A 26101-nucleotide genomic window follows, 5' to 3' on the forward strand; every position below is an offset into this window, starting at 1 on the left:
AACCAATTGATACGTTTGTACCAGACAGGCAATAAAAAGCCGCCCTTCCAGGCGGCTTTTTAGTTGAAACATTTACGCTTGGGGCCGCATGTGCGGGAAGAGAATCACATCCCGGATCGACGGCGAGTTGGTCAACAACATCACCAGGCGATCGATGCCGATACCTTCGCCGGCGGTCGGCGGCATGCCGTACTCCAGGGCGCGGACGAAATCGGCATCGTAGTGCATGGCTTCGTCGTCACCGGCGTCCTTGTCGGCCACCTGGGCCATGAAACGCTCGGCCTGGTCTTCGGCATCATTGAGCTCGGAGTAGGCGTTGGCGATTTCGCGACCACCGATGAACAGCTCGAAACGGTCGGTGACGCTCGGGTTCTCGTCGTTGCGACGGGCCAGCGGCGACACTTCGAACGGGTACTGGGTGATGAAGTGCGGCTGTTCCAGCTTGTGCTCCACCAGTTCTTCGAAAATCATCACCTGCAACTTGCCCAGACCTTCGAAGCCCAGCACCTTGGCGCCGGCCTTCTTGGCGATGGCGCGTGCCTTCTCGATGTCGTTCAGGTCATCGGCGGTCAGTTCAGGGTTGTACTTGAGGATCGAGTCGAACACCGACAGGCGCACGAACGGCTCGCCGAAGTGGAACACCTTGTCGCCGTACGGCACGTCGGTGGTCCCGAGCACCAGCTGCGCCAGCTCGCGGAACAGTTCCTCGGTCAGGTCCATGTTGTCTTCGTAGTCGGCATAGGCCTGGTAGAACTCGAGCATGGTGAACTCGGGGTTGTGCCGGGTCGAAACGCCTTCGTTACGGAAGTTGCGGTTGATCTCGAAGACCTTTTCAAAGCCACCGACCACCAGGCGCTTGAGGTACAGCTCCGGCGCGATGCGCAGGAACATTTCCATGTCCAGGGCGTTGTGGTGGGTCTCGAACGGCTTGGCCGCCGCACCGCCGGGAATGGTCTGCAGCATCGGCGTCTCGACTTCCAGGAAGTCACGCTTCATCAGGAAACTGCGGATGTGGGCGATCACCTGGGAGCGCACGCGGAACGTCTGGCGCACGTCTTCGTTGACGATCAGGTCGACGTAGCGCTGGCGATAGCGCTGCTCGGTGTCGGTCAGGCCGTGGTGCTTGTCCGGCAGCGGGCGCAGGGACTTGGTCAGCAGGCGCACGCTGGTCATCTCGACGTACAGGTCGCCCTTGCCGGAACGGGCCAGGGTGCCTTCGGCGGCGATGATGTCGCCCAGGTCCCAGGTCTTGACGGCGGCCAGGGTTTCTTCAGGCAAGGTCTTGCGGTTGACGTAGACCTGGATGCGCCCGCTCATGTCCTGGATCACCATGAACGAACCACGGTTGAGCATGATACGACCGGCCACCTTGACGGGAATCGCAGCCTCGGCCAGCTCTTCCTTGGTCTCGTCCGCATACTGCTTCTGCAGGACGTCGCAGTACGCGTCACGGCGGAAGTCGTTGGGGAAGGCCTGGCCCTTGTTGCGCTCGGCAGCCAGCTTTTCCTTGCGCAGGGCGATCAGGGAGTTTTCTTCCTGTTGCAGGGCTTGCGGGTCGAGTTCTAGGTCGCTCATGTCTTTAAGGATTCCATCACAGGTTCGTTGCCCCCAGCCTGCGGCTGGGGATCGCGGGCAAGCCCGCTCCCACAGGGATCGCAGTGTGTCAGTCGATCCCGCGTTGCATCTTTTACAGGCCTTGCTTGAGGCTTGCTTCCAGGTATTCGTCGATGTCGCCGTCGAGTACCTTGTCGCAGTCGCTGCGTTCGATGTTGGTGCGCAGGTCCTTGATCCGCGAGGCGTCAAGCACGTACGAACGGATCTGGTGACCCCAGCCGATGTCCGACTTGGTGTCTTCCAGCGCCTGGGACGCCGCGTTGCGCTTCTGCACTTCCTGTTCGTACAGGCGGGCCCGCAGCATTTTCATCGCGGTGTCTTTGTTGGCGTGCTGGGAGCGCTCGTTCTGGCAGCTGACCACGGTGTTGGTCGGTACGTGGGTAATCCGTACGGCCGAGTCGGTGGTGTTAACGTGCTGGCCACCGGCCCCGGAGGAACGGTAGGTGTCGATGCGCAGGTCCGCCGGATTGATCTCGATCTCGATGTTGTCATCGATTTCCGGCGAGACGAACACAGCCGAGAACGAGGTGTGGCGACGGTTGCCGGAGTCGAACGGGCTCTTGCGCACCAGGCGGTGCACGCCGATTTCGGTCCGCAGCCAGCCAAAGGCGTATTCGCCCTTGATGTGTACGGTGGCGCCCTTGATCCCGGCGACTTCACCGGCCGACAGCTCCATGATGGTGGCGTCGAAACCGCGCTTGTCCGCCCAGCGCAGGTACATGCGCAACAGGATGTTGGCCCAGTCCTGGGCTTCGGTGCCGCCGGAGCCGGCCTGGATGTCCAGGTAGGCGTTGTTCATGTCCATCTCGCCGCTGAACATGCGGCGGAACTCCAGCTTGGCCAGGGATTCGTCGAGGCGTGTCAGCTCGGCGACGACATCGCCGACCGCGCCTTCATCGTTCTCTTCGACCGCCATGTCCAGCAGGTCGCGACAATCGGCCAGGCCGCTGGACAATTCGTCCAGGGTCTCGACGATCTGCGCCAGCGCCGAACGCTCGCGGCCCAGCTCCTGGGCGTACGAAGGGTTGTTCCAGACACTCGGATCTTCAAGCTCGCGATTGACTTCGGTCAGACGCTCATGCTTTTGATCGTAGTCAAAGATACCCCCGAATAGTTTCGGAGCGCTCGGACAGGTCCTTGATGGTGTTCAGGATCGGGTTGATTTCCATGACGGGCAGCACTCGCGGTGAACTTTTGAAAGCCGGCGAGTATAACGTAATCAAGCGGCGGCGGCAGCCCGCCTGGCGGCTTTAGGGGCACCAATTCCTTAGTACGCCACAGGCCCTGTGGCGAGGGAGCTTGCTCCCGCTGGGGTGCGCAGCAGCCCAAAAACCGTCGACTCAACTTTTCTGACACACCGAGCCAGCTGGCTTCAGGGCCGCTGCGCGCCCCAGCGGGAGCAAGCTCCCTCGCCACAAAACGCTGCCTCGCCAGTGGCGACGTTATTCAACCCCCACCCGGTTACGCCCATTGTGCTTGGCCATGTACAGCCCCTTGTCCGCCGCCGAGATCAGTTGCCGGCAGTCGCTGCCCTGCTGCGGGGTGACGGTCGAGACGCCGATGCTGATGGTCAGGCGCTCGCCACCGCCAGGCGTGGCATGGGGGATGCTCAAGGCAACGACGCTCTGGCGCAGTTTCTCGGCCATCAACCGGGCGCCACCGGACGAAGTGCTGGGCAGGACCAGGGCAAATTCCTCGCCGCCGTAGCGGGCCGGCAAGTCAGAGGGGCGACTGCACGCCTCGCGGATCGCCGCCGCGACCTTGCGCAGGGCTTCGTCGCCCTCCAGGTGGCCGAAGTTGTCGTTGTAGGACTTGAAGTAGTCGACATCGATCATCAACAGCGACAACTGGCTCTGGTCGCGTATCGCCCGCCTCCACTCCAGCTCCAGGTACTCATCGAAGTGACGGCGGTTCGACAGCCCGGTCAGGCCGTCGGAGTTCATCAACCGTTGCAGCACCAGGTTGGTGTCGAGCAACTGTTGCTGGCTGACCCGCAGGGCACGGTAGGCCGCGTCGCGCTGCAACAGCATGATGTAGGAGCGCGAGTGATAGCGGATGCGCGCCACCAACTCGATGTTGTCCGGCAACTTGACCAGGTAGTCGTTGGCCCCGGCAGCGAACGCCGCGCTCTTGATCAACGGGTCTTCCTTGGTCGACAGGACGATGATCGGAATGTCGCGGGTGGCCGGATGGTTACGGTATTCGCGCACCAGGCTCAGGCCATCGAGACCAGGCATCACCAGGTCCTGGAGGATGACCGTCGGCTTGATGCGGATCGCATGCGCGATGGCCTGGTGCGGGTCGGAGCAGAAGTGGAAGTCGATGTTCTCCTCGTTCGACAACCCGCGTCGCACCGCCTCGCCGATCATCGCCTGATCGTCGACAAGCAGGACCATGGCGGCGTTCTCGTCGCTCTTGAATTCGTCGAGCTGCAACTCAGTCATGAGGGCTCACCTGCGTAAGGCTGGGGGCAAGGCTGGCGGGGTTCATCATTGGGTAAAAATCTCCAACAACCGTGGCGCGATAGCGTCCAGGGCAAGAATATGGGTGGCGGCGTCGATGGCCGCGGCCGCCTTGGGCATCCCATACACGGCGCTGCTGCGCTGATCCTGGGCGATGGTCACACAACCTTGCTGGCGCATGAGTTTAAGCCCCTGGGCGCCGTCTCGTCCCATGCCAGTGAGCAAGACCCCCGCCGCGTCGCCGTTCCAGAAGCGGGCGACACTTTCAAAAAACACGTCGATGGAAGGCCGGTAGATCTCGTTCACCGGTTCAGCGGTGTAGGCCAGGGTACCGTCCTTCAACAAACGCAGGTGATGGTTGGTCCCGGCCAGCAACACCGTGCCGCTTCGGGGCGTCTCACCCTGCCGGGCCAGGCGCACATGATGACCCGATACACTGCCCAACCACTCGGCCATGCCGGCGGCAAACACCTCGTCCACATGCTGGACCAGCACGATGGCCGGGGCAAAGTCGCGCGGCAGTGCCTTGAGCAGCACCTCCAGCGCCGCCGGCCCACCCGCCGACGACCCGATGGCCACCAGGCTGGTACGCGACACGGGCGGGCGCAGGGTGGCCAGCGCCGGTCGTTCATGTTTGTTGCGCTCACCGATCAGCCAGCCGATGTTGGCGATCTTGCGCAGCAACGGCGCCGCCGCATCCTCGGGATTGCCAACGCCCAGGGCCGGCGTGTCGACCACATCCAGCGCGCCATGGCCCATGGCCTCGAACACTCGATGGACGTTCTGCTGGCTGTCGCCCGTGACGATCACAATGGCGCACGGGGTTTCGGCCATGATCCGCCGGGTGGCCTCCACGCCATCCATGATCGGCATGAACAGGTCCATCAGGATCAAGTCCGGGGTGTATTCGGCGCAGCGCTGGACGGCTTCCACCCCGTTGGCCGCCACCCAGACCAGTTGATGCGCCGGCTCGAACGCCAGTGCTCGGCGCAGGGCCTCGACCGCCAGGGGCATGTCATTGACGATGGCGACCTTCAAGCGCGTGCTCCTCCAATCAATTCGACCACGGCGTCGAGCAAGGCGTCGTCATGGAAACTCGCCTTGGCTAGATAATAGTCGGCTCCGGCGTCCAGGCCACGGCGGCGATCTTCCTCGCGGTCCTTGTAGGACACCACCATCACCGGCAGCGATTGCAAGCGGCTGTCGCGCCGCAGCAACGAGACCAGCTCGATACCGTCCATGCGCGGCATGTCAATGTCGGTGATCAGCAGGTCGAAGGCCTCCGAGCGCAGGGCGTTCCAACCGTCCATGCCATCCACCGCAACCGCCACGTCGTAGCCGCGATTGAGGAGTAGCTTGCGTTGCAGCTCGCGCACGGTGAGGGAGTCGTCCACCACCAGGATGCGTTTGCGCGCGGCCTGGGCCTGGTCCTGCCGGGCGATACGCTCCAGGCGCCCGGTATCGAGCAGTTTGTCCACCGAGCGCAGCAGGTCTTCGACATCGACGATCAACACCACCGAGCCATCGTCGAGCAAGGCACCGGCGGAAATGTCCTGGACCTTGCCCAGGCGCTCGTCCAGCGGCAGGACCACCAGGGTTCGCTCGCCGATGAAGCGCTCCACCGCGACGCCATAGATAGTCTCGCGCTCGCGGATGACCACGACCTTGAGGGACTGGCCGCTGCCCTGTGACGCGGGGCGATTGAGCAACTGGCTGGCGGCGACCAGCCCGATATGCCGGCCCTCGTGCCAGAAATGCTGGCGACCCTCGACCTGGACGATGTCGTCCGGCGCCAGGTCGCACATGCGTTCGATGTGCGCCAGGGGAAAGGCATAGGCTTCCTGGCCAACCTCCACCACCAGGCTGCGCACCACCGACAGCGTCAGCGGCACCTCAAGATGGAAGCGGCTGCCCTGGCCCGCCGTCTGCTCCAGCACCACCGCACCGCGCAACTGCCGGACCATGTGCTGGACGGCGTCGAGACCGACACCGCGCCCGGACACTTCGGTGACCTGCTCGCGCAGGCTGAAGCCAGGCAGGAACAGGAAGCTCAGCAATTCCTCTTCGCTCATGCTGGCCGCGGTCTGCTGCTGGGAAAGTCCACGCTCGACGATGCTGCGGCGAACCCGCTCCAGGTCCACGCCGGCGCCGTCGTCTGCCAGTTCCAGCACCAGCAGGCCGGCCTGGTGGGAGGCCCGCAGGCGGATCAGGCCTTCGGCCGGCTTGCCGGCCAGCACCCGTTGCTCCGGGGCCTCGATGCCATGGTCCACGGCGTTGCGCAGCAAGTGGGTCAGCGGTGCTTCGAGTTTCTCCAGCACATCGCGATCGACCTGGGTTTTCTCCCCTTCAATCTCCAGGCGTACCTGCTTGCCCAGGCTGCGGCCCAGGTCACGGACCATGCGCGCCTGCCCAAAAAGCACGTCGGCAAACGGCCGCATGCGACATGCTAATGCCGTGTCGTACAACACCTGCGCGCGCTGGCTGGCCTGCCAGGCGAACTCATCCAGCTCGGCGGTTTTCTCCGCCAGCACTTGCTGGGTTTCGGCCAGCAGGCGCCGGGCATCGCCGAGGGCTTCCTGGGCCTGGAGGCTCAGGGCGTGGTCCTTGAGGTGTACGTTGAGTTCTTCCAAGGCGCGCAAGCCGTTGCTCTGCTGGCGCTTGAGCCGTTGCATCGTCGCCAGCCAGGGCTTGAGGCGCTGGGTTTCCACCAGGGATTTGCTCGACAGGTCCAGCAAGCTGTTGAGGCGTTCGGCCGTGACCCGCAAGACCCGTTCGCCGCCCTCGGTCATGTGCTTGTGCTTGGTTGCCGGCTCCACGGGCGCGACCGGTTCAGGCTCAGACAGCTCGACGGGCATGGGCGCGACGGGCACGGGCTCAGGCTCGGCGGGCGCCTGGACGTTGGGCGTGACCGTCGGCGCCGGCACGGCCGCGGGATCGAGCAAGAGCCCGAGCAGCGCCACGTAGGCGTCGATGTCCGTTTGTGCAACGCCGTTTCCAGGGGTCGCGATGCGGGTCAGCAGGTCGGTGCCCTGCAACAAGGCGTCGATGTGTTCAGCCCTCAAGAGCAGCCGTCGCTCCTGGGCGCTGACCAGGCAGTCTTCCATGACATGCGCCACGCTGACTCCGGCGTCCACTCCGACGATCCGTGCGGCGCCCTTGAGGGAATGGGCCGCGCGCATGCACGACTCAAGGTGTTCGGCCTGGGTCGGATCGCGCTCCAGGGCCAGCAACCCGCTGCTCAGCACTTGGGTCTGGGCTTCGGCTTCCAGGCTGAACAGCTCCAGCAACGAGGCGTCGCGCATCTGATCGGGATTCATGACAGGCTCCGGGTCACGGCGGACAGCAATTGTTCCTCGTCCAGCCAGCGCAGGCTGCGGCCCCGGTATTGCAAGACACCGCGGGTGTATTTGCCGGACGCTTGCGAAGCGCTCGCCAGGATGCGCTCGTCGATGGCGTGGATGCCGTCCACCTCGTCCACCGGCACCACCACCGGACCGCCCTGGGCGGCGACAATCAGCAGGCGCGGCATGATCCGCCCGCCCGGGACCAGCGGCCCACCGGGTTCCAGGTCCAACAACTCCACCAGCGACAGGCAGGCCACCAGCGCCCCGCGCACATTCACCACGCCAAGCAGGGCCCGTGAACGCTGGTGGGGCAAGGAATGGATCGGCTGCAACGGTGCGACTTCCACCAGGCTGCGGGTGGGCAGGCCCAGCCACTCTTCGCCCAGGCGGAACACCAGCAGCGAACGCGTAACGATGTCGACGTCCACCGGGGCACCGGCCAGGTCCCGGTCGTCCTGCTGCAAGGCGTAGCGGTCGAGCAAGCGGGTGGCGGCCGCCGAATACACCGAACAGTTGCGGCAATGGATGTGTTCGGCCAGCAATGGACAGGATCTGTCGCCATGCACGCCGATGCGATTCCAGCAATCGTCGATGGCCTGGGCATCGTCATGGGTTACGTTGTAAAAAGCCGAACCGCTCATCGTCTACGCTCACTGTCTGCCGTGCGCCCGCTGCGGGCGGCACGTTCCTGCAATCGACGGGCTGCAGCCTCGTCTCCCTGAGAAGCCAGCAGCGCGGCCAGATGCACCAGGGCTTCGGCGTGTTGCGGTTCAAGATAGAGCGCCTTGCGGTAGAAGCCCTGGGCTTGGAGGGCATTGCCGGCCATGTCGCTGAGCAGGCCCAGCCAGTAAAAGACCTGGGCCTTGGGTTCATGGCTGCGCAAGTACTGTTCGCAGGCGGCACGGGCCTCGGCGCTTTTTCCGCTGTTGGCCAGGTCGGCGATGCTCGCCAGTAACGCGGCGGCATCGTTGCCCTTGGATTCGACCTTAGGCGGCGCACTGGTGACAGAGGGGCGGGCGGCAAAGGGCTGTGGCCGAGCGACCGGAGGGACCGCCTGCGGCGGCGGGCGAACCGGCAGCGGGGTCGGCATTAGCACCGACATGGGTGGCGGCGCAGGCGGCGGCAGCCCTTGGCGGCTGAAGGCAAATGACTGGGCGACGCCGATCGAACGCATGCCCAGCCGTCCCAGCAAGCTGCCCTCCGCCGGGCCGATGAACAGCACGCCGTCCTGCTGGGTCAGGCGCTTGAGGACTTCGAACACCAGGCGCTGGGTCGGCTGATCGAAATAGATCAGCAGGTTGCGGCAGAACACGAAATCGTAGGGCGGCTCGTTCGCCAGCAAGGTGGGGTCCAACAGGTTACCCACTTGCAGGCGCACCTGCTCGCGCACCCGCTCGCTGAGGCAATAGCTTTCCCCTTCGGCGACGAAATGGCGTTCGCGAAACCCCAAGTCGGCACCGCGAAAGGAGTTCCTGCCATAGCGAGCTTCCCGGGCCCGCGCCACCGACAGCGGGCTGACGTCCAGGCCGTCGATCTTGAACTGATGTGGCGCAAGGCCCGCATCGAGCAAGGCCATGGCGATGGAATAGGGTTCTTCACCGGTGGAACACGGCAAGCTGAGGATGCGCAAGGCGCGCAGGTGCCGGATCTCGGTGAGGCGCTTGACCGCCAGCCGGGCGAGGGTCGCGAAGGATTCGGGGTAACGGAAGAACCAGGTCTCCGGGACGATCACCGCCTCGATCAGCGCGTGCTGTTCGTCAGCCGACTGTTGCAGGCACTGCCAATATTCGTCGGCGGTCCGTCCAGGCTGGGCAAGGATGCGCTGGCGCACGGCCCGCTCGATGATGGCGGTGCCGACGGAGGTGACATCCAGGCCGATGCGATCCTTGAGGAACACGAAAAAACGCGTGTCATCGTTCATGGCAGGGCCTGCAAGTCATCGAGGTTCAACGGCGGCGAGGGAAACAGCACGGCACGCACCGAGTCGTCGAGCAGGTCGTTGACCCGCACCCATTGCAGCAGCCCTTGGGCGTCTTGGCGCACCGGCCCGAGGTACGGCGCCAACCGGTTCTCCAGGCCATAGGGTTGGAAATCCGCCGGATCGCAACGCAAGGTGTCGGTGGCCTGCTCCAGGATCAGCCCCAGCACCTGCCCGGGCTGTCGCGCGTCGGGTCGGTAGTGCACCAGCACCAGCCGTGTGCTGGTGCGGACCTCGGCGCCCTGGCCGAACGTCAAGGAACACAGGTCGATCACCGGCACCACGCGCCCGCGCCAGGCAAACACCCCAGCCACCCAGGACGGCGCCCGGGCGATAGGCTTGAGCGGCAGGCGCGGCAAGACTTCCACCACGTCGATGGCCTGCAGGGCATAGCGCTCGTTGCCGATGCAAAACACCAGGAACAACGCGTGGCGGGCCGCCGAGGCGGCATCACGCCGGGGCTCGAGTTCGCCCATCAGACTTTGAAACGCGAGACGCCGCTACGCAGCCCCACGGCCACTTGGCTCAGTTCGTCAATCGCCGAACTGGCCTGGCGCAAGGACTCGACCGTCTGGCTGCTGGCATCGCCCAGTTGGACCAGCGCATGGTTGATCTGCTCGGCCCCCGTGGCCTGGGCCTGCATGCCTTCATTGACCATCAGCACCCGCGGCGCCAGCGCCTGGACCTGATGGATGATCTGCGACAGTTGCTCACCAACCTGCTGCACCTCGGCCATGCCGCGGCGCACCTCTTCGGAGAACTTGTCCATGCCCATCACCCCGGCCGACACCGCAGACTGGATCTCGCGCACCATCTGCTCGATGTCGTAGGTAGCGACGGCGGTCTGGTCGGCCAGGCGTCGCACCTCCGTGGCAACCACGGCGAAACCGCGCCCGTACTCTCCGGCCTTCTCGGCCTCGATGGCGGCATTGAGGGACAGCAGGTTGGTCTGGTCGGCCACCTTGACGATGGTCACCACCACCTGGTTGATGTTGCCGGCCTTCTCGTTGAGGATCGCCAGCTTGGCGTTCACCAGGTCGGCGGCGCCCATGACCGAATGCATGGTTTCTTCCATCCGCGCCAGCCCTTGCTGGCCGGAACCGGCGGCCACCGAGGCCTGGTCGGCGGCGGTGGAGACTTCGGTCATGGTGCGCACCAGGTCCCGCGAGGTGGCGGCGATTTCCCGGGACGTCGCACCGATCTCAGTGGTGGTGGCCGCCGTTTCGGTGGCCGTGGCCTGTTGCTGGCGTGAGGTGGCGGCGATCTCGGTCACCGAGGTGGTGACCTGCACCGACGAGCGCTGGGCCTGGGACACCAGCGACGTCAGCTCGGCCATCATATCGTTGAAACCGGTCTGCACGGCACCGAACTCGTCCTTGCGCGCCAGGTCCAGGCGCCCGCTCAGGTCACCGCTGCGCATGATCCCGAGGATTTCCACGATGCGGTTCATCGGCGCCATGATCGCCCGCATCAGCAAGAGCCCGCAGAGCACGGCGATGATCAGCGCGACGAGAAACGCCAGGCCCATGGCGACATAGGCGGCCGTCACGGCATCGTCGATGGTCTGGGTGGCCCCTTCCGCCAGTTCGCGATTGCGCTCGATGATGTGGTTCAGATGCGTGCGGCCGCCGATCCAGGCCGGCGTCAGCTCTTTCTCCAACGCCTGCCGCGCACCTTCGTAGTCCTTGCGCTGGTAAAGGTCCAGAACCTTCGCCATGGCCAGGTTGAACGCCTGGTGATTGTTCTCGAACTCATCGAAAGAGGCCTGGTCGGCCGGGTTCTGGATCAGCTTTTGATAGTTCTGTATTTCGTCGCGCAGGTGCTGCTCGAAGCCCTGGTAGCGCGCCTTGTCGTCGGCGCTGATTTCGCGGTTCCCCGAAAGACCGACGATCTGCTGGGTCAAGACGTAGCTGTCGACCCAGCCCCCGCGGATCATGGAGCTGTAATACACCCCTGGCACCGCGTCGACCCGAACCCGTTCTTCACTGTCCTGGATCTTGAGCAACCGCGAGTACGAGACCACCACCATGAGCAGCATGATGGCGATGATTACCGCAAAACTCGCCAGGATGCGTTGGCGCAACGTCCAGTTTTTCACAGTAAAACCTCGGGTCCTTGAAAATGCTGGGGAGTATAGCCGAGGGTGGCGTCGGGCCCGTATGGCGCAGAGGGATGATTTTTTGGCGAAGTGCGTCGAGCATAAAACTGTCCAATATTTGGGGGCGCGGCCCAAATCACTGCGAGCTTGCTCGCTCCCACAAAAGAGGTTGCCTGACGCCTGCAAATAACAGCACTACGCTAGTAGCAGGTCATTCACGGCATTCACCCCGTTCAAGACGACCCCGACCCTAATCAAAGCCAGAGGGATTTCCATGTACGCGCACAAGACCGTATTGCTCAGTGCAATCACCACGGCGCTGCTGACCAGCGTCAGCCTGCAGGCCGCCGAACCGCTCAAGGCCGTCGGTGCCGGCGAAGGCCAGCTGGATATCGTCGCCTGGCCGGGCTACATCGAACGCGGCGAGAGCGACAAGGCCTACGACTGGGTCACCGGCTTCGAAAAGGAGACCGGTTGCAAGGTCAATGTGAAGACCGCCGCCACGTCCGATGAAATGGTCAGCCTGATGGCCAAGGGCGGTTACGACCTGGTCACTGCCTCGGGCGATGCCTCGTTGCGCCTGATCGCTGGCAAGCGCGTACAACCGATCAACACCGCGTTGATCCCCAACTGGAAGAACCTCGACCCGCGCCTCAAGGATGCGCCCTGGTACGTGGTCAACCAGCAAACCTACGGCAGCCCCTACCAGTGGGGACCGAACGTGCTGATGTACAACACTGACGTCTTCAAGAAAGCGCCCACCAGCTGGGGCGTGCTGTTCAACGCCCAGAACCTGCCCGACGGCAAGCCCAACAAGGGGCGGGTGCAAGCCTACGACGGCCCGATCTACATTGCCGACGCGGCGCTCTACCTCAAGAGCGCCAAGCCTGAGCTGGGCATCAAGGACCCCTACCAGCTCGACGAGGCCCAGTACAAGGCCGTGCTGGACCTGCTGCGGGCCCAGCAACCGTTGATTCACCGTTACTGGCACGACACCACCGTGCAGATGAGTGACTTCAAGAACGAAGGCGTGGTCGCGTCCGGTGCCTGGCCGTATCAGGTCAACGGCCTGGTGAACGAGAAACAACCGATCGCCTCGACGATCCCGAAAGAAGGTGCCACGGGCTGGGCCGACACGACGATGCTCCATGCCGAGGCCAAGCACCCCAACTGCGCCTATAAATGGATGGACTGGTCGCTGCAACCGAAAGTCCAGGGTGACGTCGCGGCCTGGTTCGGTTCGTTGCCGGCAGTGCCGGCGGCCTGCAAGGGCAGCGAACTGCTGGGCGCCGAAGGCTGCAAGACCAACGGTTTCGACCAATTCGACAAGATCGCCTTCTGGAAAACCCCACAGGCCGAGGGCGGCAAGTTCGTGCCGTACAGCCGCTGGACCCAGGACTACATTGCGATCATGGGCGGGCGCTGAGGTTCGCCCAACTGCCAAGTAAGTGAAGGTGAACGCTGTCCTTGTGCGACCGTGAAAGTTCGGTGGGAGCAAAGCTTGCTCGCGATGAAGGCACCTCGGTTCCCAGGAGGACCGCGTCTCCCTCATCGCGGGCAAGCCTTGCTCCCACAGGGTGCAGCCACAGATCCGTGCCCGACAACCCAGCCATGCATCAACAGAACTCATGCTTTCTGGAGCCCCGCACCATGACGCTTGCAGTCCAATTCACCCAGGTTTCCCGTCAGTTCGGCGAGGTGAAGGCCGTGGACCGGGTTTCTATCGACATCCAGGACGGCGAGTTCTTTTCCATGCTCGGGCCCTCCGGTTCGGGCAAGACCACCTGCCTGCGCCTGATCGCCGGGTTCGAACAGCCCAGCGCCGGCTCGATCCGCATCCATGGCGAAGAGGCCACGGGCCTGGCGCCCTATCAACGCGACGTCAATACGGTCTTCCAGGACTACGCCCTCTTCCCCCACATGAACGTGCGCGACAACGTGGCCTACGGCCTGAAGGTCAAGGGCGTGCCCAAGGCCGAACGCATCAAGCGCGCCGAGGAGGCGCTGGAGATGGTGGCCCTGGCCGGCTACGGCGAACGCAAACCGGTGCAGCTCTCCGGTGGTCAGCGCCAGCGCGTGGCCCTGGCCCGCGCGCTGGTCAATCGCCCGCGGGTGTTGCTGCTCGATGAACCCCTGGGCGCCCTGGACCTGAAGCTGCGCGAACAGATGCAGGGCGAGCTGAAGAAACTGCAACGGCAGCTGGGCATCACCTTCATTTTCGTCACCCACGACCAGACCGAAGCGCTGTCGATGTCCGACCGCGTGGCGGTGTTCAACAAGGGACGCATCGAACAGGTCGACACCCCGCGCAACCTGTACATGAAACCGGCCACCCCCTTCGTTGCCGAATTCGTCGGCACCTCCAACGTGATCCGTGGTGAGCTGGCCCGCGAATTGAGCGGTTATCCACAGCCCTTTTCGATTCGCCCGGAACACGTGCGTTTCGCCGAAGGGCCGCTGGCCGGCGATGAAATCGAAGTACGGGGCCTGCTCCACGACATCCAGTACCAGGGCAGCGCCACGCGCTACGAACTGAAACTGGCGAACGGCCAAACCCTGAACATCAGCCAGGCCAACACCCAGTGGAACGACAACAGTACCCAGCACCAGACGGGCCAGCAGTTGAGTGTGCGCTGGGCCCGTGAAGCGATGATCGCGCTGCACGACAGCGCGCCGAGCGAGGTGTGACATGAACGCACTGGCCATCCCCCCGGCGCCCACGCCCGGCTCACCGTTGCGACGTTTTTCCAACCTGCTGTACCGGCGCCCCAACCTGTACCTGTCGTTGCTGCTGGTACCGCCGCTGATCTGGTTCGGCGCGATCTACCTGGGTTCGCTGCTGACCTTGCTCTGGCAGGGCTTCTACACCTTCGACGACTTCACCATGACGGTCACGCCGGACCTGACCCTGGCCAATTTCACCGCGCTGTTCCAGCCCTCGAACTTCGACATCATCCTGCGCACCCTGAGCATGGCCATCGTGGTGTCTATCGCCAGCGCCACCGTCGCCTTCCCGATTGCCTACTACATGGCGCGCTACACCAGCGGCAAGACCAAGGCATTTTTCTACATCGCGGTCATGCTGCCGATGTGGGCCAGCTACATCGTCAAGGCCTATGCCTGGACGCTTCTGCTGGCCAAGGGCGGCGTGGCGCAATGGTTCGTCCAGCACCTGGAGCTCGAGCCGGCCCTGCAAGGGGTGCTGGGCATTCCTGGGGTGGGCGGCAGCACATTGTCCACGTCACACCTGGGGCGTTTCCTGGTGTTCGTCTACATCTGGCTGCCGTTCATGATCCTGCCGATCCAGGCCTCCCTGGAACGCCTGCCGCCATCGCTGCTGCAAGCCTCGGCGGATCTGGGCGCCAGGCCACGCCAGACGTTCATGCAGGTGATCCTGCCGCTGTCGATCCCGGGCATCGCCGCCGGCTCGATCTTCACCTTCTCGCTGACCCTGGGGGATTTCATCGTGCCGCAACTGGTGGGCCCGCCGGGCTACTTTGTCGGCAGCATGGTGTATGCCCAGCAGGGAGCCATCGGCAACATGCCCATGGCGGCCGCGTTCACCCTGGTGCCTATCGTGCTGATTGCCCTCTACCTGTCCATCGTCAAGCGACTGGGAGCTTTCGATGCGCTCTGACTCTCAAGACCGGGCCTCGTGGGGCTTGCGCGTCGCGGCGTGGGGCGGGCTGGTGTTCCTGCACTTCCCGATCCTGATCATCTTCCTCTATGCCTTCAACACCGAGGACGCCGCGTTCAGTTTTCCGCCCAAGGGCTTGACCCTGAAGTGGTTCAGCGTGGCCTTCGCGCGCCCGGATGTGCTGGAGGCGATCAAGCTGTCGTTGCAAGTCGCGGCCATCGCCACGCTGATCGCCCTGGTGCTCGGCACGCTGGCTTCGGCCGCGCTGTACCGTCGCGACTTCTTCGGCAAGCAGGGCATTTCGCTGATGCTGATCCTGCCCATCGCCCTGCCGGGGATCATCACCGGCATCGCCTTGCTGGCGACCTTCAAGACCCTGGGGATCGAGCCGGGGTTGTTCACCATCGTCGTCGGCCACGCGACGTTTTGCGTGGTGATCGTCTACAACAACGTCATCGCGCGCCTGCGCCGTACCTCCCACAGCCTGATCGAGGCCTCGATGGACCTGGGCGCCGACGGCTGGCAGACCTTTCGCTACATCATCCTGCCCAACCTCGGCTCGGCGCTGCTGGCCGGCGGGATGTTGGCGTTCGCGCTGTCGTTCGACGAAATCATCGTCACCACCTTCACCGCCGGCCACGAACGCACCTTGCCGCTGTGGCTGCTCAACCAGCTCAGCCGCCCACGGGATGTGCCGGTGACCAATGTCGTGGCGATGCTGGTGATGCTGGTGACGATGTTGCCTATATTGGGTGCCTACTACCTGACTCGCGGGGGTGAGAGCGTGGCGGGGAGTGGAGGGAAATAGATGTCACTGTGGAACCGGCCCCTGTGGGAGTTACAAACAAAATTCAAGAGGACACGGACATGCAAACCAAACTGCTGATCAACGGCCACCTGGTCAATGGCGAGGGCCCGGGCCAGGCGGTGTTCAACCCGGCGCTGGGACGGGTGCTGGTGGAGATCAACGAAGCCAGCGAAGCGCAGGTCGACGCGGCCGTTCGCGCCGCCGACAGCGCCTTCGAAAGCTGGTCGCAAGTCAGTCCAAAGGACCGTTCCCTGTTGCTGCTCAAGCTGGCCGACACCATCGAAGCCCACGGCGAGGAACTGGCGAAACTGGAGTCGGACAACTGCGGCAAACCCCTGAGCGCCGCCCTGAACGACGAGATCCCGGCGATTGCCGATGTGTTCCGCTTTTTCGCCGGGGCCAGCCGCTGCATGACGGGCTCGGCGGGCGGCGAATACCTGCCGGGGCATACGTCGATGACCCGCCGCGATCCGGTGGGCGTCATCGCCTCCATCGCGCCGTGGAACTACCCGCTGATGATGGTCGCCTGGAAAATCGCCCCGGCCCTGGCCGCCGGCAATACCGTGGTGCTCAAGCCATCTGAACAGACACCCCTGACGGCGCTGCGCCTGGCGGAACTGGCGTCGGAAATTTTCCCCGCCGGCGTACTCAACGTGATCTTCGGCCGTGGGCCAAGCGTTGGCCAGCCACTGGTCACGCATCCGAAAGTGCGCATGGTGTCGCTGACCGGCTCCATTGCCACCGGCTCGAACATCATTTCCAGCACCGCCGACAGCGTCAAGCGCACCCACATGGAACTGGGCGGCAAGGCCCCGGTGATCATCTTCGACGATGCCGACATCGATGCCGCCGTGGAAGGCATCCGCACCTTCGGTTTCTACAACGCCGGCCAGGACTGCACCGCCGCTTGCCGCATCTATGCCCAGCAAGGCATCTACGAGCGCTTTGTCGAAAAACTCGGCGCCGCGGTGGGCAGCATCAAGTACGGCCTGCAAACTGCCCCCGACACCGAGATGGGCCCGTTGATCACCGCCCAGCACCGTGACCGCGTGGCCGGGTTCGTCGAACGGGCCATCACCCAGCCGCACATCCGCCTGGTCACGGGTGGCAAGGCTGTGGACGGCAACGGGTTCTTCTTCGAGCCGACGGTGCTGGCCGACGCCCAGCAAGATGACGAAATCGTCCGCCGAGAGGTCTTCGGACCGGTGGTGTCCGTCACGCCGTTCCTCGACGAAGCGCAAGTGCTGGCCTGGGCCAACGATTCGGATTACGGCCTGGCTTCATCGGTGTGGACCGCCGACATCGGCCGCGCCCATCGCCTGTCGGCACGCCTGCAGTACGGCTGCACCTGGGTGAACACCCACTTCATGCTCGTCAGCGAAATGCCCCATGGCGGTCAGAAACGTTCCGGCTATGGCAAGGACATGTCCATGTATGGGTTAGAGGATTACACGGTGGTGCGGCATGTGATGTTCAAGCATTGAAAACGAGACAACGTTGGCAACACATGCTCGCGCCTCCCCTGCCCTCGTCCTGCTAAGGTTTTCGTCGATCGGTGCACGTTGGCCGGTTGACGGAAATCCTGGCAGCACCTACGGTGTCTACAATGTATACACCCCCGGAGATTCGCCATGGCCTCGCCCGTTTTATCCTTTCGTGTGGAAGAAGGTCTGGCCCAACAGCTGGATTTGCTGGCTGCCGCCACCGACCGCGACCGTCAATATCATCTCAAACGTGCATTGGTTCGATATGTGGAAGCCGAGTCCTGGCATCTGCAAGCCATCAGCGAAGGCATCGCAGACGCCGATGCTGGAAACCTGACCGACCTGGATGCCGTGAAGGCTAAGTGGGCAAAGCGTGCCGAGCATCGTACTGACCGACAAAGCGCAGAGTGACCTCGACTCGATTCACGAACATTACCAAAGCACCATCGGCGCAGCAGGCGCTGACGATGTCATTACCACCCTCCTGGAGACACTGCGCCAACTGCAACGCTTTCCCGGGTCGGGCCGTCCTTCAGTCGTCCCGGATGTTCGGGAGCTGGTGCTGACGCGCTATCCCTTCGTTGCCCCCTACCGGCTCATACATGGACAATTGCAGATCCTGCGAATACTGCACCAGCGCACCGAACGTCCCCAGGACTGGCCGAGGGAGTGACGTCGACCGGTGCTCCCTGCCCCAGCCACTGATCGTCGCCCTTCAAAACCGCGAAACACTGCGCATCGCATCCACCAGGTAGCGCATGGCGATCCGATCGTTTTCCGACAACTCTCGATAGCGTTCAACCAGTTTCAATTCTTCCAGGCTGAGCCGGCGTGGCCGGCGCGGGTTGGCCAGGCCTGGAAAGATCCCCAGCATTTGGGTAATGCCCTGTATTTTTGTCATGAGTTGTCCTTCTGTACGTCGAGTAGTCCTGATAGCGCCATCCGCATCCGGGCTGAGTCGTCTATCACGCTAGAGAATAGGGAGGATTCAACCCGTGAAAAGGGAGTTTTAGAGTAATTAGTCAAAAAAGATCATGATCGGCACAAAAAAAGAAATATCTGTAAGAAAATTTGACTAAGCCTCGCTTTCTTTTCTCGCAAAGCGGGTATTTCCCCTATGATTTTGCGCCTCGGTGAACCGATCCAATTCTCAGGCATCTGTTCTACGTTCGTCGCGTTTGGCCAAGGCATGTCCGAACTCCTCCACTGATCTCTGTTGCCAGGAACGGCACGGAATTGCTTCGAGAAAGGTTGTATCTATGCACCGCAGGAATCTGCTCAAGGCCTCCATGGCCTTCGCCGCCTACACCGGACTTTCGGCCTACGGGCTCATGGCCGCCCGTGCCTGGGCTGCTGACCAGACTGCCGATGGCGAAGCCCGTCCCTTCGATTTCAATGATCTGAAAGACCAGGCCCGGCAACTTGCCAAGGGCCGCTACGTCGACACCAAGCAAGTCCTGCCGCCGACCCTGGCAATGATGTCGCCATTGCAGTTCAACGCCATTCAATACGACGCCAAGCATTCCTTGTGGAACAAGCTGGGCGGCCAATTGGACGTGCAGTTCTTCCATGTCGGCATGGGCTTCAAGCAGCCGGTGCGCATGTACAGCGTCGACTCCAAAACCCGGATGGCCCGTGAAGTGCATTTCCGTCCGGAGTTGTTCAACTACGAGAAGACCACGGTCAATACGTCGCAACTGACCGGTGACCTGGGCTTTTCCGGGTTCCGGGTGTTCAAGGCCCCGGAGCTGGACCGGCACGATATCCTGTCGTTCCTGGGGGCCAGTTACTTCCGCGCCGTGGACGCCACCGGCCAATACGGGCTGTCCGCACGCGGCCTGGCCATCGACACTTACGCCAAGAAGCGTGAGGAATTCCCCGACTTCACCAAGTTCTGGTTCGAGACCCCGGACAAGAACAGCACCCGCTTCGTGGTCTACGCCCTGCTCGACTCCCCCAGCGCGACCGGCGCCTATCGTTTTGACATCGACTGCCAGCCGACCCGCGTGGTGATGGAGATCGACGCCCACGTCAACGCCCGTACCGCCATCGAACAACTGGGGATCGCGCCGATGACCAGCATGTTCAGTTGTGGCACCGTCGAGCGGCGCATGTGCGACACCATTCACCCGCAGATCCACGACTCCGACCGCCTGGCCATGTGGCGCGGCAACGGCGAGTGGGTGTGCCGTCCCCTGAACAACCCGGCCACCCTGCAGTTCAATGCCTTTGCCGACAAGGACCCGAAAGGCTTTGGCCTGGTGCAGACCGACCATGACTTTTCCAGCTACCAGGACACCGTGGACTGGTACAGCAAGCGCCCAAGCCTGTGGGTCGAACCCACCACGGCCTGGGGCGAAGGCTCGGTCGACCTGCTGGAAATCCCGACGACCGGCGAAACCCTGGATAACATCGTCGCGTTCTGGACGCCGAAGAAACCCGTCGCTGCCGGCGACTCGCTCAACTATGGCTACAAGCTCTACTGGAGCGCCCTGCCCCCGGTGAGCACCGACCTGGCGCACGTCGATGCGACCCGTTCCGGCATGGGTGGTTTCATCGAAGGTTGGGCGCCAGGCGAGCATTATCCGACCGTCTGGGCACGTCGCTTCGCCGTGGATTTCAGCGGCGGCGGCCTCGACCAGCTGCCCCCGGGCACCGGCATCGAACCCGTGGTCACCTGCTCCCATGGCGAGGTCAAGGACTTCAACGTGTTGGTGCTCGATGAGATCAAGGGCTACCGCATCACCTTCGACTGGTATCCGACCGACGACCGCGTAGACCCGGTGCAGATGCGCCTGTTCATTCGTACCAAGGACCGGACCTTGAGCGAGACCTGGCTGTACCAGTACTTCCCGCCGGCGCCGGATAAGCGCAAGTATCCCTGAGCCCTGCTGCGTCAGTGCAAGCACCCACAATTCCAGATAAGCAAAAGCCCCGGCCAATGACGCCCGGGGCTTTTGCTTTTACCGAACACTCAATCGCGCAAATCCGACTCATGGATCGGCTGGTCCCGGTGCGTCGCCCGTTGGTACTGCGCCGGCCACACGGCCTTGCGCCCACCCAGGTCATCATCGGCATGCAGCGCCCAGTACGGATCGCGCAACAGTTCGCGGGCCAGGAAAATGATGTCGGCCTGACAAGTTCGCAAAATGTGCTCGGCCTGGGCCGGTTCGGTGATCATGCCGACGGTGCCGGTGGCAATTTCCGACTCCTTGCGCACCCTTTCGGCAAAGCGCGTCTGGTAGCCCGGGCCGGTGGGGATTTCCGCATTCGCGGCCGTGCCGCCCGACGACACATCGATAAGGTCTACCCCCAGGGTCCTGAAGCGCCGCGCCAGCTCCACCGTCTCATCGGGGTTCCAACCATCCTCGACCCAGTCGGTGGCGGAGACGCGCACGAACACTGGCAACTCCTCGGGCCACACGGCCCGGACCGCTTCGGTGACCTGCAACACCAGGCGGATGCGGTTCTCGAACGAGCCGCCGTATTGATCGCGCCGCTGATTGCTCAACGGCGACAGGAATTGATGTAACAGGTAACCATGGGCGGCGTGGACCTCGACGACCTTGAAGCCCGCCGTGAGGGCCCGCTTGGCCGCCTCCACGAAAGCCTGGATCACCCCGGCGATCTGCCCTTCGTCCAACTGGGCCGGCTGGGTGTGTTGCGGGTCGAAGGCAATCGGCGACGGACCGACCGGCACCCAGCCGCCATCCGCCGGTTTCACGCTACCGTGCTTGCCCAGCCAGGGTCGCCAGGTGCTGGCCTTGCGTCCGGCATGGGCCAGTTGAATGCCCGGCACGGCTCCTTGGGCGGTAATGAAACGGGTGATGCGTTGCAAGGGTTCGATCTGTTCATCGTTCCACAGCCCAAGGTCCTGGGCGGTGATGCGACCGTCGGCGGTGACGGCGGTGGCTTCGGTGAAGACCAGACCAGCCCCCCCCACGGCGCGGCTGCCGAGGTGCACCAGGTGCCAATCGTTGGCCAGGCCGTCGGTGCTCGAATACTGGCACATCGGCGACACCGCGATGCGATTGGGCAGGGTCAATTGGCGAACGGTATAGGGTTCCAGCAGCAGACTCATGGGGCACCTCTCGAATCAGTGGGCAGGCTCCAGGGTTCTGTTTGAAAAGTCGACGAGTGACAAAAGGGACAACACCCGCCCCCGCGGGCAACGAAAATCGACAAGACGTCACAAGGGCTATCAACCAGTGCTTAGAGACTAGTCGACAACCGGGAAGGCGGGAGGGTTCAGGACCTAAAAACCGACGGTATGGCGCAATGCTGCTCACTCAACACTGGCCTGAACCCCTGTGAGCTCAGAAGCTCAAAAATCAGGCCAGTTGGCGTATCGACTAGCGCGGCTCGATGTGGGCAATCATCAACTGCACCGTTTCCTGCCCACGGAACTCGTTGAGATCGAGCTTGTAGGCCAACTCGACCCAGCGCACAGTGGGGTTCGGCCAGATCTCACGGTCGATGCCGAAGGCGATGCCGTCAAGCTTGACCGAACCACACTCGCTCCTGAGCACCACCTTCAGGTGCCGTTCGCCGACCACCCGTTGCTCAACCAGCTGGAACACGCCGTGGAACATCGGCTCCGGGAAGTGCTGGCCCCAAGGACCGGCATGGCGCAGCGCCCGGGCCAGTTCCAGGTGGAACTCCTCAACCGCCAGGGTGCCGTCCGACAACAGCCGGCCGGTCAGGTCTTCTTCGCGCAATTGCCTGCGCACTTCGGCGTCGAACGCCTGGGCGAACAACGGAAAGTTCGCCTCCGGCAGCGTCAGCCCCGCCGCCATGGCGTGGCCGCCGTATTTGCTGATCAAGGTCGGATGCTGCGCCGCCACCACGCTCAACGCGTCGCGGATATGAAAGCCCGGCACCGAGCGACCCGAGCCCTTGAGCAAGCCGTCCCCGGCATCGGCAAAGGCAATGGTTGGACGGAAATAGCGCTCTTTCATTCGCGAGGCGAGGATGCCAATGACCCCTTGATGCCACTGCGGATCGAACAGGCACAAGCCGAACGGCATCGACTCCACCGGCAGGTCCTTGAGCTGGGCCAGGGCTTCGCGCTGCATGCCTTGCTCGATGGATTTGCGATCCTGGTTCATGCCGTCCAGTTGTGCCGCCATTTCCCGCGCCAGGGCCGCGTCGTCGGTGAGCAGGCATTCGATGCCCAGGCTCATATCGTCCAGGCGCCCTGCCGCGTTCAGGCGCGGGCCGAGGATAAAGCCCAGGTCGGTGGAGGTGATTCGTGAGGCATCACGCTTGGCCACCTCAAGGATCGCCTTGATACCGGGCCGGGCCCGGCCGGCGCGAATCCGTTCCAGGCCCTGATGCACCAGGATCCGGTTGTTGGCGTCCAGCGGCACCACGTCGGCCACGCTGCCCAACGCCACCAAGTCGAGCAATTCGCCGATGTTCGGTTGCGGTTTGCTGGTGTACCAACCCAGGCTGCGCAGGCGCGCACGCAGCGCCATCAGCACATAGAAAATCACCCCGACACCGGCCAGGGCCTTGCTCGGGAATTCGCAGCCTGGCTGGTTCGGATTGACGATGGCGTCGGCTGCCGGCAGCTCAAGACCCGGCAAGTGGTGGTCGGTCACCAGCACCTTGAGCCCCGCCGCCTTCGCCGCCGCCACGCCTTCCACGCTGGAAATGCCATTGTCCACGGTGATCAGCAATTGCGGCTCGCGCACCAGGGCGACTTCGACGATTTCCGGGGTCAGTCCGTAGCCGTATTCAAAGCGATTGGGCACCAGGTAGTCGACATGGGCGGCACCGAGCAGGCGCAACCCCAACATGCCCACGGTGCTGGCCGTCGCGCCATCGGCATCGAAGTCACCGACGATCAGAATCCGCTGGCGCTGCTCCAGCGCCACCACCAGCAAGTCCACCGCCGCATCGATCCCCTTGAGCTGCTGGAAAGGAATCAAGCGCGCCAGGCTCTTGTCCAGTTCAGCCTCGGACTGCACGCCACGGGCGGCATACAGCCGGGTCAACAGCGGCGGAAGGTCACCGAGAAACGGCAGGGTGTCGGGTAGCGGGCGGGGTTCTATGCGCATGGGAAAACAGACATTTCTCTATTTTTTTGGATCCTGGACCGTGGCGAGGGAGCTTGCTCCCGCTGGGCCGGTCCGCGTTCGGGCGAAGCGGCCCCTTTTTGTGGGCGCTGCGCACCCAAGCGGGAGCAAGCTCCCTCGCCACAATGCGTTCACTTAATACAGGGGCAATGGCTCAACCGCGCTCGCCCAGCAACCATTGCAGCTGGACTTCATGCTGGCCACGGTCGTCGGTGACGAAGATCGTGCCTTCGCTGATCATCACATCCCACTTGATCACTCGCGGCATGTCCTGGGCCAGGGTTTCGAGCACGTCCTGGGGCACGGCGGCGATGTTGACGTTCTTCAGGTTCTTGACCGCCGGAACCACCTTGCCTTCCCAGACCCGCAGGCTGCCGTAGGCCAGCAGGCTGGTGCGCTCGGTGCGGCGCGAGCACCAGGTCAGGCGCTCGGCATCGGGCTGGCCGACTTCGATCCAGTGCAACACGCGTTCATCCAGGCTTTTTTCCCACAGCGCCGGTTCGTCCACGTCCGACAGACCCCGGCCAAACGACAGCAGCTCGTTGTACCAGAACGCGTAGGCCAGCAGGCGCACGGTCATGCGCTCCTCGGTTTCCGAAGGATGGCGGGCGATGGTCTGTTTCACATTCTCATACACATTGCGGTCGAGGTCAGTGAGGTTCAGTTCAAACTTGTAAGTCGTGGACGGCTGGGCCATGAACGGGCTTCTTGATACGAGGAAAGGCGGCAAGTCTAACCGATGACGCGGGCAATCCACGAATTGCCGACCATCAACCTGCGGCGAGCGACACTGGCCTATGATAAAACGCTCTATCCGTTCTGCCTTTGTCCTACAGGATCTGTCATGTCGCTTACTGCCAAACCCCTTGCCGGCGTCAAAGTCATCGAACTCGGCACCCTGATCGCCGGGCCCTTTGCTTCGAGGATCTGCGGCGAATTCGGCGCCGAGGTGATCAAGGTCGAATCGCCTGATGGCGGCGATCCGCTGCGCAAGTGGCGCAAGCTGTACGAAGGCACTTCGCTGTGGTGGTTCGTCCAGGCCCGCAACAAGAAATCCGTGACCTTGAACCTCAAGCACCCGGACGGCCTGGCTATCCTGAAACAACTGATCGGCGAAGCCGACATCCTGATCGAGAACTTTCGACCCGGCGTGCTGGAAAAGCTCGGCCTGGGCTGGGATGTCCTGCACGCATTGAACCCGAAACTGGTGATGGTCCGGCTCTCGGGCTTTGGCCAGACCGGGCCGATGAAGGACCAGCCGGGGTTCGGCGCCGTGGGCGAATCCATGGGCGGCCTGCGCTACATCACCGGCTTCGAGGACCGCCCACCGGTACGCACCGGGATCTCCATCGGCGACTCCATCGCCGCCCTCTGGGGCGTGATTGGCGCCCTGATGGCCTTGCGTCATCGCGAGATCAATGGCGGCACCGGGCAGGTGGTGGACGTAGCCCTGTACGAGGCCATTTTCGCCATGATGGAAAGCATGGTGCCGGAGTTCGACGTGTTCGGTTTCATCCGCGAGCGCACCGGCAACATCATGCCCGGCATCACCCCCTCCTCCATCCACACCAGCGCCGACGGCAAGCATGTGCAGATTGGCGCCAATGGCGACGCGATCTTCAAGCGCTTCATGCAGGTCATCGGCCGCGACGACCTGGCCGAGGATCCGCAACTGGCCAGCAACGATGGGCGGGACGTGCGGCGGGACGAGCTGTATGGCGTTATCGATCGCTGGGTCAACTCGCTGCCGCTCGATACCGTCATCGAACAGCTGAACCAGGCGGGCGTGCCGGCCAGTCGGATTTTCAGCGCCGAGGACATGTTCAGCGACCCGCAATTCCTTGCCCGTGAAATGTTCCTGCAGGCCAGGCTGCCGGACGGCAAGGCGTTCAAGATGCCGGGAATCGTGCCTAAACTCTCTGACACCCCGGGCAGCGCCGAATGGGTCGGCCCGGCGCTGGGAGAGCACAACGGGCAAGTACTCGCTGAACTGGGCTACGACGCGCAGGGGATCGCCAAGCTGCGCGCTGACGGGGCTATTTGAAGCGCCACAAAAACATCGTGATCACTGGAGATCCACTGTGGGAGCGAGCCTGCTCGCTCCCACAAAAGCTTTAGCATCTGGCAGAACACGCCAAACCTTGAACGCCAGGCAAAAAGAAACCCCGAGAAGTGGGGAGACAACTCGGGGTTAAACGAAACCACTAAGGTCCGTGCAACAAGCGACAAGCACCGGAGCACAATGCCTGCTCTTGTTGGTAAACAGTCTGACTCGCCAAGACGTCGGAAGGTTCCCACAGAATCGGGGTCAATTCGGCGCGGCCATGACCTTGTCGCGGGCCAGGTTACGCAGCGCCGCGATCACGCAGGGCTCCAGGCGCCCTTCGGCGATCAATACATCGCGGTGCAAGCCGTCGACGACATCCGTCAGTTGGCGTTTGTCGGTCAATTGCGCTTGATGGAAGACTCGTTCGACGATGATGGCCCCGGCGGCATTTTTCAAGGTCACCAGGCATTCACCCTTGGCACCGGAGGGCGTCAGCGTGACTTGATACGGGCTCAGGGCCTCACCCAGCAACAGGCTGATACTTTCCAT

23 protein-coding genes are annotated in these 26101 nt (G+C 63.3%); 9 read left to right on the forward strand and 14 right to left on the reverse strand.

What is annotated here, in order from left to right:
- Positions 1-72: 72 nt before the first annotated feature.
- The 9 genes from lysS to ACODSJ_RS12865 form a co-directional block, all read right to left on the reverse strand.
- Positions 73-1575: a lysine--tRNA ligase gene (gene lysS / locus ACODSJ_RS12825; RefSeq protein WP_489102075.1), complete on the reverse strand. Its 1503-nt coding sequence runs from the start codon at positions 1573-1575 to the stop codon at positions 73-75.
- A 112-nt stretch (positions 1576-1687) separates the two neighbouring features.
- Positions 1688-2783, reverse strand: a protein-coding gene (gene prfB / locus ACODSJ_RS12830) for a peptide chain release factor 2 (protein ID WP_489102076.1) whose coding sequence is annotated in 2 segments (ribosomal slippage) — positions 1688-2710 and positions 2712-2783 — 1095 coding nt in all. Because the reading frame shifts where the segments join, the coding sequence is not laid out codon by codon here.
- Between the two features lie 273 nt (positions 2784-3056).
- Positions 3057-4058: a diguanylate cyclase domain-containing protein gene (locus tag ACODSJ_RS12835; RefSeq protein WP_489102077.1), complete on the reverse strand. Its 1002-nt coding sequence runs from the start codon at positions 4056-4058 to the stop codon at positions 3057-3059.
- Between the two features lie 45 nt (positions 4059-4103).
- Positions 4104-5114 (reverse strand): chemotaxis response regulator protein-glutamate methylesterase, encoded by a 1011-nt coding sequence (locus tag ACODSJ_RS12840; RefSeq protein ID WP_489102078.1) that lies wholly within the window; start codon positions 5112-5114, stop codon positions 4104-4106.
- Entirely contained in the window at positions 5111-7393 is a 2283-nt protein-coding gene (locus ACODSJ_RS12845; RefSeq protein WP_489102079.1) for a hybrid sensor histidine kinase/response regulator, read from the reverse strand. The genes ACODSJ_RS12840 and ACODSJ_RS12845 overlap by 4 nt, the downstream gene beginning before the upstream one ends.
- Entirely contained in the window at positions 7390-8061 is a 672-nt protein-coding gene (locus ACODSJ_RS12850) for a chemotaxis protein CheW (RefSeq protein ID WP_489102080.1), read from the reverse strand. The genes ACODSJ_RS12845 and ACODSJ_RS12850 overlap by 4 nt, the downstream gene beginning before the upstream one ends.
- The gene (locus ACODSJ_RS12855) at positions 8058-9341 is read right to left on the reverse strand and encodes a CheR family methyltransferase (RefSeq protein WP_489102081.1); all 1284 of its coding nucleotides are present in this window, start codon (positions 9339-9341) and stop codon (positions 8058-8060) included. The genes ACODSJ_RS12850 and ACODSJ_RS12855 overlap by 4 nt, the downstream gene beginning before the upstream one ends.
- Entirely contained in the window at positions 9338-9874 is a 537-nt protein-coding gene (locus tag ACODSJ_RS12860) for a chemotaxis protein CheW (RefSeq protein ID WP_489102082.1), read from the reverse strand. The genes ACODSJ_RS12855 and ACODSJ_RS12860 overlap by 4 nt, the downstream gene beginning before the upstream one ends.
- Complete coding sequence (locus ACODSJ_RS12865) at positions 9874-11496, reverse strand: methyl-accepting chemotaxis protein (protein ID WP_489102083.1); 1623 nt, start codon at positions 11494-11496, stop codon at positions 9874-9876. The genes ACODSJ_RS12860 and ACODSJ_RS12865 overlap by 1 nt, the downstream gene beginning before the upstream one ends.
- A gap of 274 nt (positions 11497-11770) precedes the next feature.
- Here ACODSJ_RS12865 and ydcS point away from each other — a divergent pair, with 274 nt between their 5' ends.
- The 7 genes from ydcS to ACODSJ_RS12900 all read left to right on the forward strand — a co-directional run bounded on the left by ydcS (position 11771) and on the right by ACODSJ_RS12900 (position 18098).
- Complete coding sequence (ydcS, locus tag ACODSJ_RS12870) at positions 11771-12922, forward strand: putative ABC transporter substrate-binding protein YdcS (protein WP_489102084.1); 1152 nt, start codon at positions 11771-11773, stop codon at positions 12920-12922.
- 224 nt (positions 12923-13146) lie between these two features.
- Entirely contained in the window at positions 13147-14184 is a 1038-nt protein-coding gene (locus ACODSJ_RS12875; protein WP_489102085.1) for an ABC transporter ATP-binding protein, read from the forward strand.
- Position 14185: 1 nt separating this feature from the next.
- Positions 14186-15133, forward strand: a complete 948-nt coding sequence (locus ACODSJ_RS12880) for an ABC transporter permease (RefSeq protein WP_489102086.1) — start codon at positions 14186-14188, stop codon at positions 15131-15133.
- Positions 15123-15941 carry an ABC transporter permease gene (locus ACODSJ_RS12885; RefSeq protein WP_489102087.1) on the forward strand — a complete coding sequence of 273 codons (819 nt, stop codon included), beginning with the start codon at positions 15123-15125 and terminating at the stop codon, positions 15939-15941. The genes ACODSJ_RS12880 and ACODSJ_RS12885 overlap by 11 nt, the downstream gene beginning before the upstream one ends.
- A 59-nt stretch (positions 15942-16000) precedes the next feature.
- On the forward strand, positions 16001-17425 hold the full coding sequence (locus ACODSJ_RS12890; RefSeq protein WP_489102088.1) for a gamma-aminobutyraldehyde dehydrogenase: 1425 nt from the start codon (positions 16001-16003) through the stop codon (positions 17423-17425).
- A 147-nt stretch (positions 17426-17572) separates the two neighbouring features.
- The gene (locus ACODSJ_RS12895) at positions 17573-17836 is read left to right on the forward strand and encodes a CopG family ribbon-helix-helix protein (RefSeq protein ID WP_489102089.1); all 264 of its coding nucleotides are present in this window, start codon (positions 17573-17575) and stop codon (positions 17834-17836) included.
- Positions 17799-18098: a type II toxin-antitoxin system RelE/ParE family toxin gene (locus ACODSJ_RS12900; RefSeq protein ID WP_489102090.1), complete on the forward strand. Its 300-nt coding sequence runs from the start codon at positions 17799-17801 to the stop codon at positions 18096-18098. The genes ACODSJ_RS12895 and ACODSJ_RS12900 overlap by 38 nt, the downstream gene beginning before the upstream one ends.
- A 42-nt stretch (positions 18099-18140) precedes the next feature.
- Here ACODSJ_RS12900 and ACODSJ_RS12905 read toward each other — a convergent pair whose 3' ends face one another.
- Complete coding sequence (locus ACODSJ_RS12905; RefSeq protein WP_489102091.1) at positions 18141-18326, reverse strand: hypothetical protein; 186 nt, start codon at positions 18324-18326, stop codon at positions 18141-18143.
- Positions 18327-18684: 358 nt separating this feature from the next.
- On the opposite strand from ACODSJ_RS12905, the gene ACODSJ_RS12910 reads away from it, so the two are divergent.
- Positions 18685-20310 (forward strand): glucan biosynthesis protein D, encoded by a 1626-nt coding sequence (locus tag ACODSJ_RS12910; protein ID WP_489102092.1) that lies wholly within the window; start codon positions 18685-18687, stop codon positions 20308-20310.
- Between the two features lie 89 nt (positions 20311-20399).
- Here ACODSJ_RS12910 and ACODSJ_RS12915 read toward each other — a convergent pair whose 3' ends face one another.
- The 3 genes from ACODSJ_RS12915 to ACODSJ_RS12925 form a co-directional block, all read right to left on the reverse strand.
- Positions 20400-21506 carry an NADH:flavin oxidoreductase/NADH oxidase gene (locus tag ACODSJ_RS12915; protein WP_489102093.1) on the reverse strand — a complete coding sequence of 369 codons (1107 nt, stop codon included), beginning with the start codon at positions 21504-21506 and terminating at the stop codon, positions 20400-20402.
- A gap of 271 nt (positions 21507-21777) precedes the next feature.
- On the reverse strand, positions 21778-23487 hold the full coding sequence (gene recJ / locus ACODSJ_RS12920) for a single-stranded-DNA-specific exonuclease RecJ (RefSeq protein WP_489102094.1): 1710 nt from the start codon (positions 23485-23487) through the stop codon (positions 21778-21780).
- A gap of 172 nt (positions 23488-23659) precedes the next feature.
- The gene (locus ACODSJ_RS12925) at positions 23660-24202 is read right to left on the reverse strand and encodes a YaeQ family protein (protein ID WP_260956467.1); all 543 of its coding nucleotides are present in this window, start codon (positions 24200-24202) and stop codon (positions 23660-23662) included.
- Positions 24203-24349: 147 nt separating this feature from the next.
- Here ACODSJ_RS12925 and ACODSJ_RS12930 point away from each other — a divergent pair, with 147 nt between their 5' ends.
- Positions 24350-25549: a CaiB/BaiF CoA transferase family protein gene (locus ACODSJ_RS12930; RefSeq protein WP_489102095.1), complete on the forward strand. Its 1200-nt coding sequence runs from the start codon at positions 24350-24352 to the stop codon at positions 25547-25549.
- 264 nt (positions 25550-25813) lie between these two features.
- Here the strand turns inward: ACODSJ_RS12930 and ACODSJ_RS12935 are convergent, their stop codons facing one another.
- Positions 25814-26101 carry a DUF3509 domain-containing protein gene (locus ACODSJ_RS12935; protein WP_489102096.1) on the reverse strand — a complete coding sequence of 96 codons (288 nt, stop codon included), beginning with the start codon at positions 26099-26101 and terminating at the stop codon, positions 25814-25816.

Source organism: Pseudomonas sp. FG6 (genome assembly GCF_057809015.1).

Bases quoted from the DNA above. Each gene is read 5' to 3' on its own strand.
- ACODSJ_RS12885 (WP_489102087.1), top strand. From the start codon at position 15,123: ATGCGCTCTGACTCTCAAGACCGGGCCTCGTGGGGCTTGCGCGTCGCG.
- ACODSJ_RS12925 (WP_260956467.1), bottom strand. From the start codon at position 24,202: ATGGCCCAGCCGTCCACGACTTACAAGTTTGAACTGAACCTCACTGAC.
- ACODSJ_RS12910 (WP_489102092.1), top strand. From the start codon at position 18,685: ATGCACCGCAGGAATCTGCTCAAGGCCTCCATGGCCTTCGCCGCCTAC.
- ydcS (WP_489102084.1), top strand. From the start codon at position 11,771: ATGTACGCGCACAAGACCGTATTGCTCAGTGCAATCACCACGGCGCTG.
- ACODSJ_RS12930 (WP_489102095.1), top strand. From the start codon at position 24,350: ATGTCGCTTACTGCCAAACCCCTTGCCGGCGTCAAAGTCATCGAACTC.
- lysS (WP_489102075.1), bottom strand. From the start codon at position 1,575: ATGAGCGACCTAGAACTCGACCCGCAAGCCCTGCAACAGGAAGAAAAC.
- ACODSJ_RS12855 (WP_489102081.1), bottom strand. From the start codon at position 9,341: ATGAACGATGACACGCGTTTTTTCGTGTTCCTCAAGGATCGCATCGGC.
- ACODSJ_RS12895 (WP_489102089.1), top strand. From the start codon at position 17,573: ATGGCCTCGCCCGTTTTATCCTTTCGTGTGGAAGAAGGTCTGGCCCAA.
- ACODSJ_RS12835 (WP_489102077.1), bottom strand. From the start codon at position 4,058: ATGACTGAGTTGCAGCTCGACGAATTCAAGAGCGACGAGAACGCCGCC.
- ACODSJ_RS12860 (WP_489102082.1), bottom strand. From the start codon at position 9,874: ATGGGCGAACTCGAGCCCCGGCGTGATGCCGCCTCGGCGGCCCGCCAC.
- ACODSJ_RS12890 (WP_489102088.1), top strand. From the start codon at position 16,001: ATGCAAACCAAACTGCTGATCAACGGCCACCTGGTCAATGGCGAGGGC.
- ACODSJ_RS12875 (WP_489102085.1), top strand. From the start codon at position 13,147: ATGACGCTTGCAGTCCAATTCACCCAGGTTTCCCGTCAGTTCGGCGAG.
- ACODSJ_RS12880 (WP_489102086.1), top strand. From the start codon at position 14,186: ATGAACGCACTGGCCATCCCCCCGGCGCCCACGCCCGGCTCACCGTTG.
- ACODSJ_RS12845 (WP_489102079.1), bottom strand. From the start codon at position 7,393: ATGAATCCCGATCAGATGCGCGACGCCTCGTTGCTGGAGCTGTTCAGC.
- recJ (WP_489102094.1), bottom strand. From the start codon at position 23,487: ATGCGCATAGAACCCCGCCCGCTACCCGACACCCTGCCGTTTCTCGGT.
- ACODSJ_RS12935 (WP_489102096.1), bottom strand. From the start codon at position 26,101: ATGGAAAGTATCAGCCTGTTGCTGGGTGAGGCCCTGAGCCCGTATCAA.
- ACODSJ_RS12850 (WP_489102080.1), bottom strand. From the start codon at position 8,061: ATGAGCGGTTCGGCTTTTTACAACGTAACCCATGACGATGCCCAGGCC.
- ACODSJ_RS12915 (WP_489102093.1), bottom strand. From the start codon at position 21,506: ATGAGTCTGCTGCTGGAACCCTATACCGTTCGCCAATTGACCCTGCCC.
- ACODSJ_RS12905 (WP_489102091.1), bottom strand. From the start codon at position 18,326: ATGACAAAAATACAGGGCATTACCCAAATGCTGGGGATCTTTCCAGGC.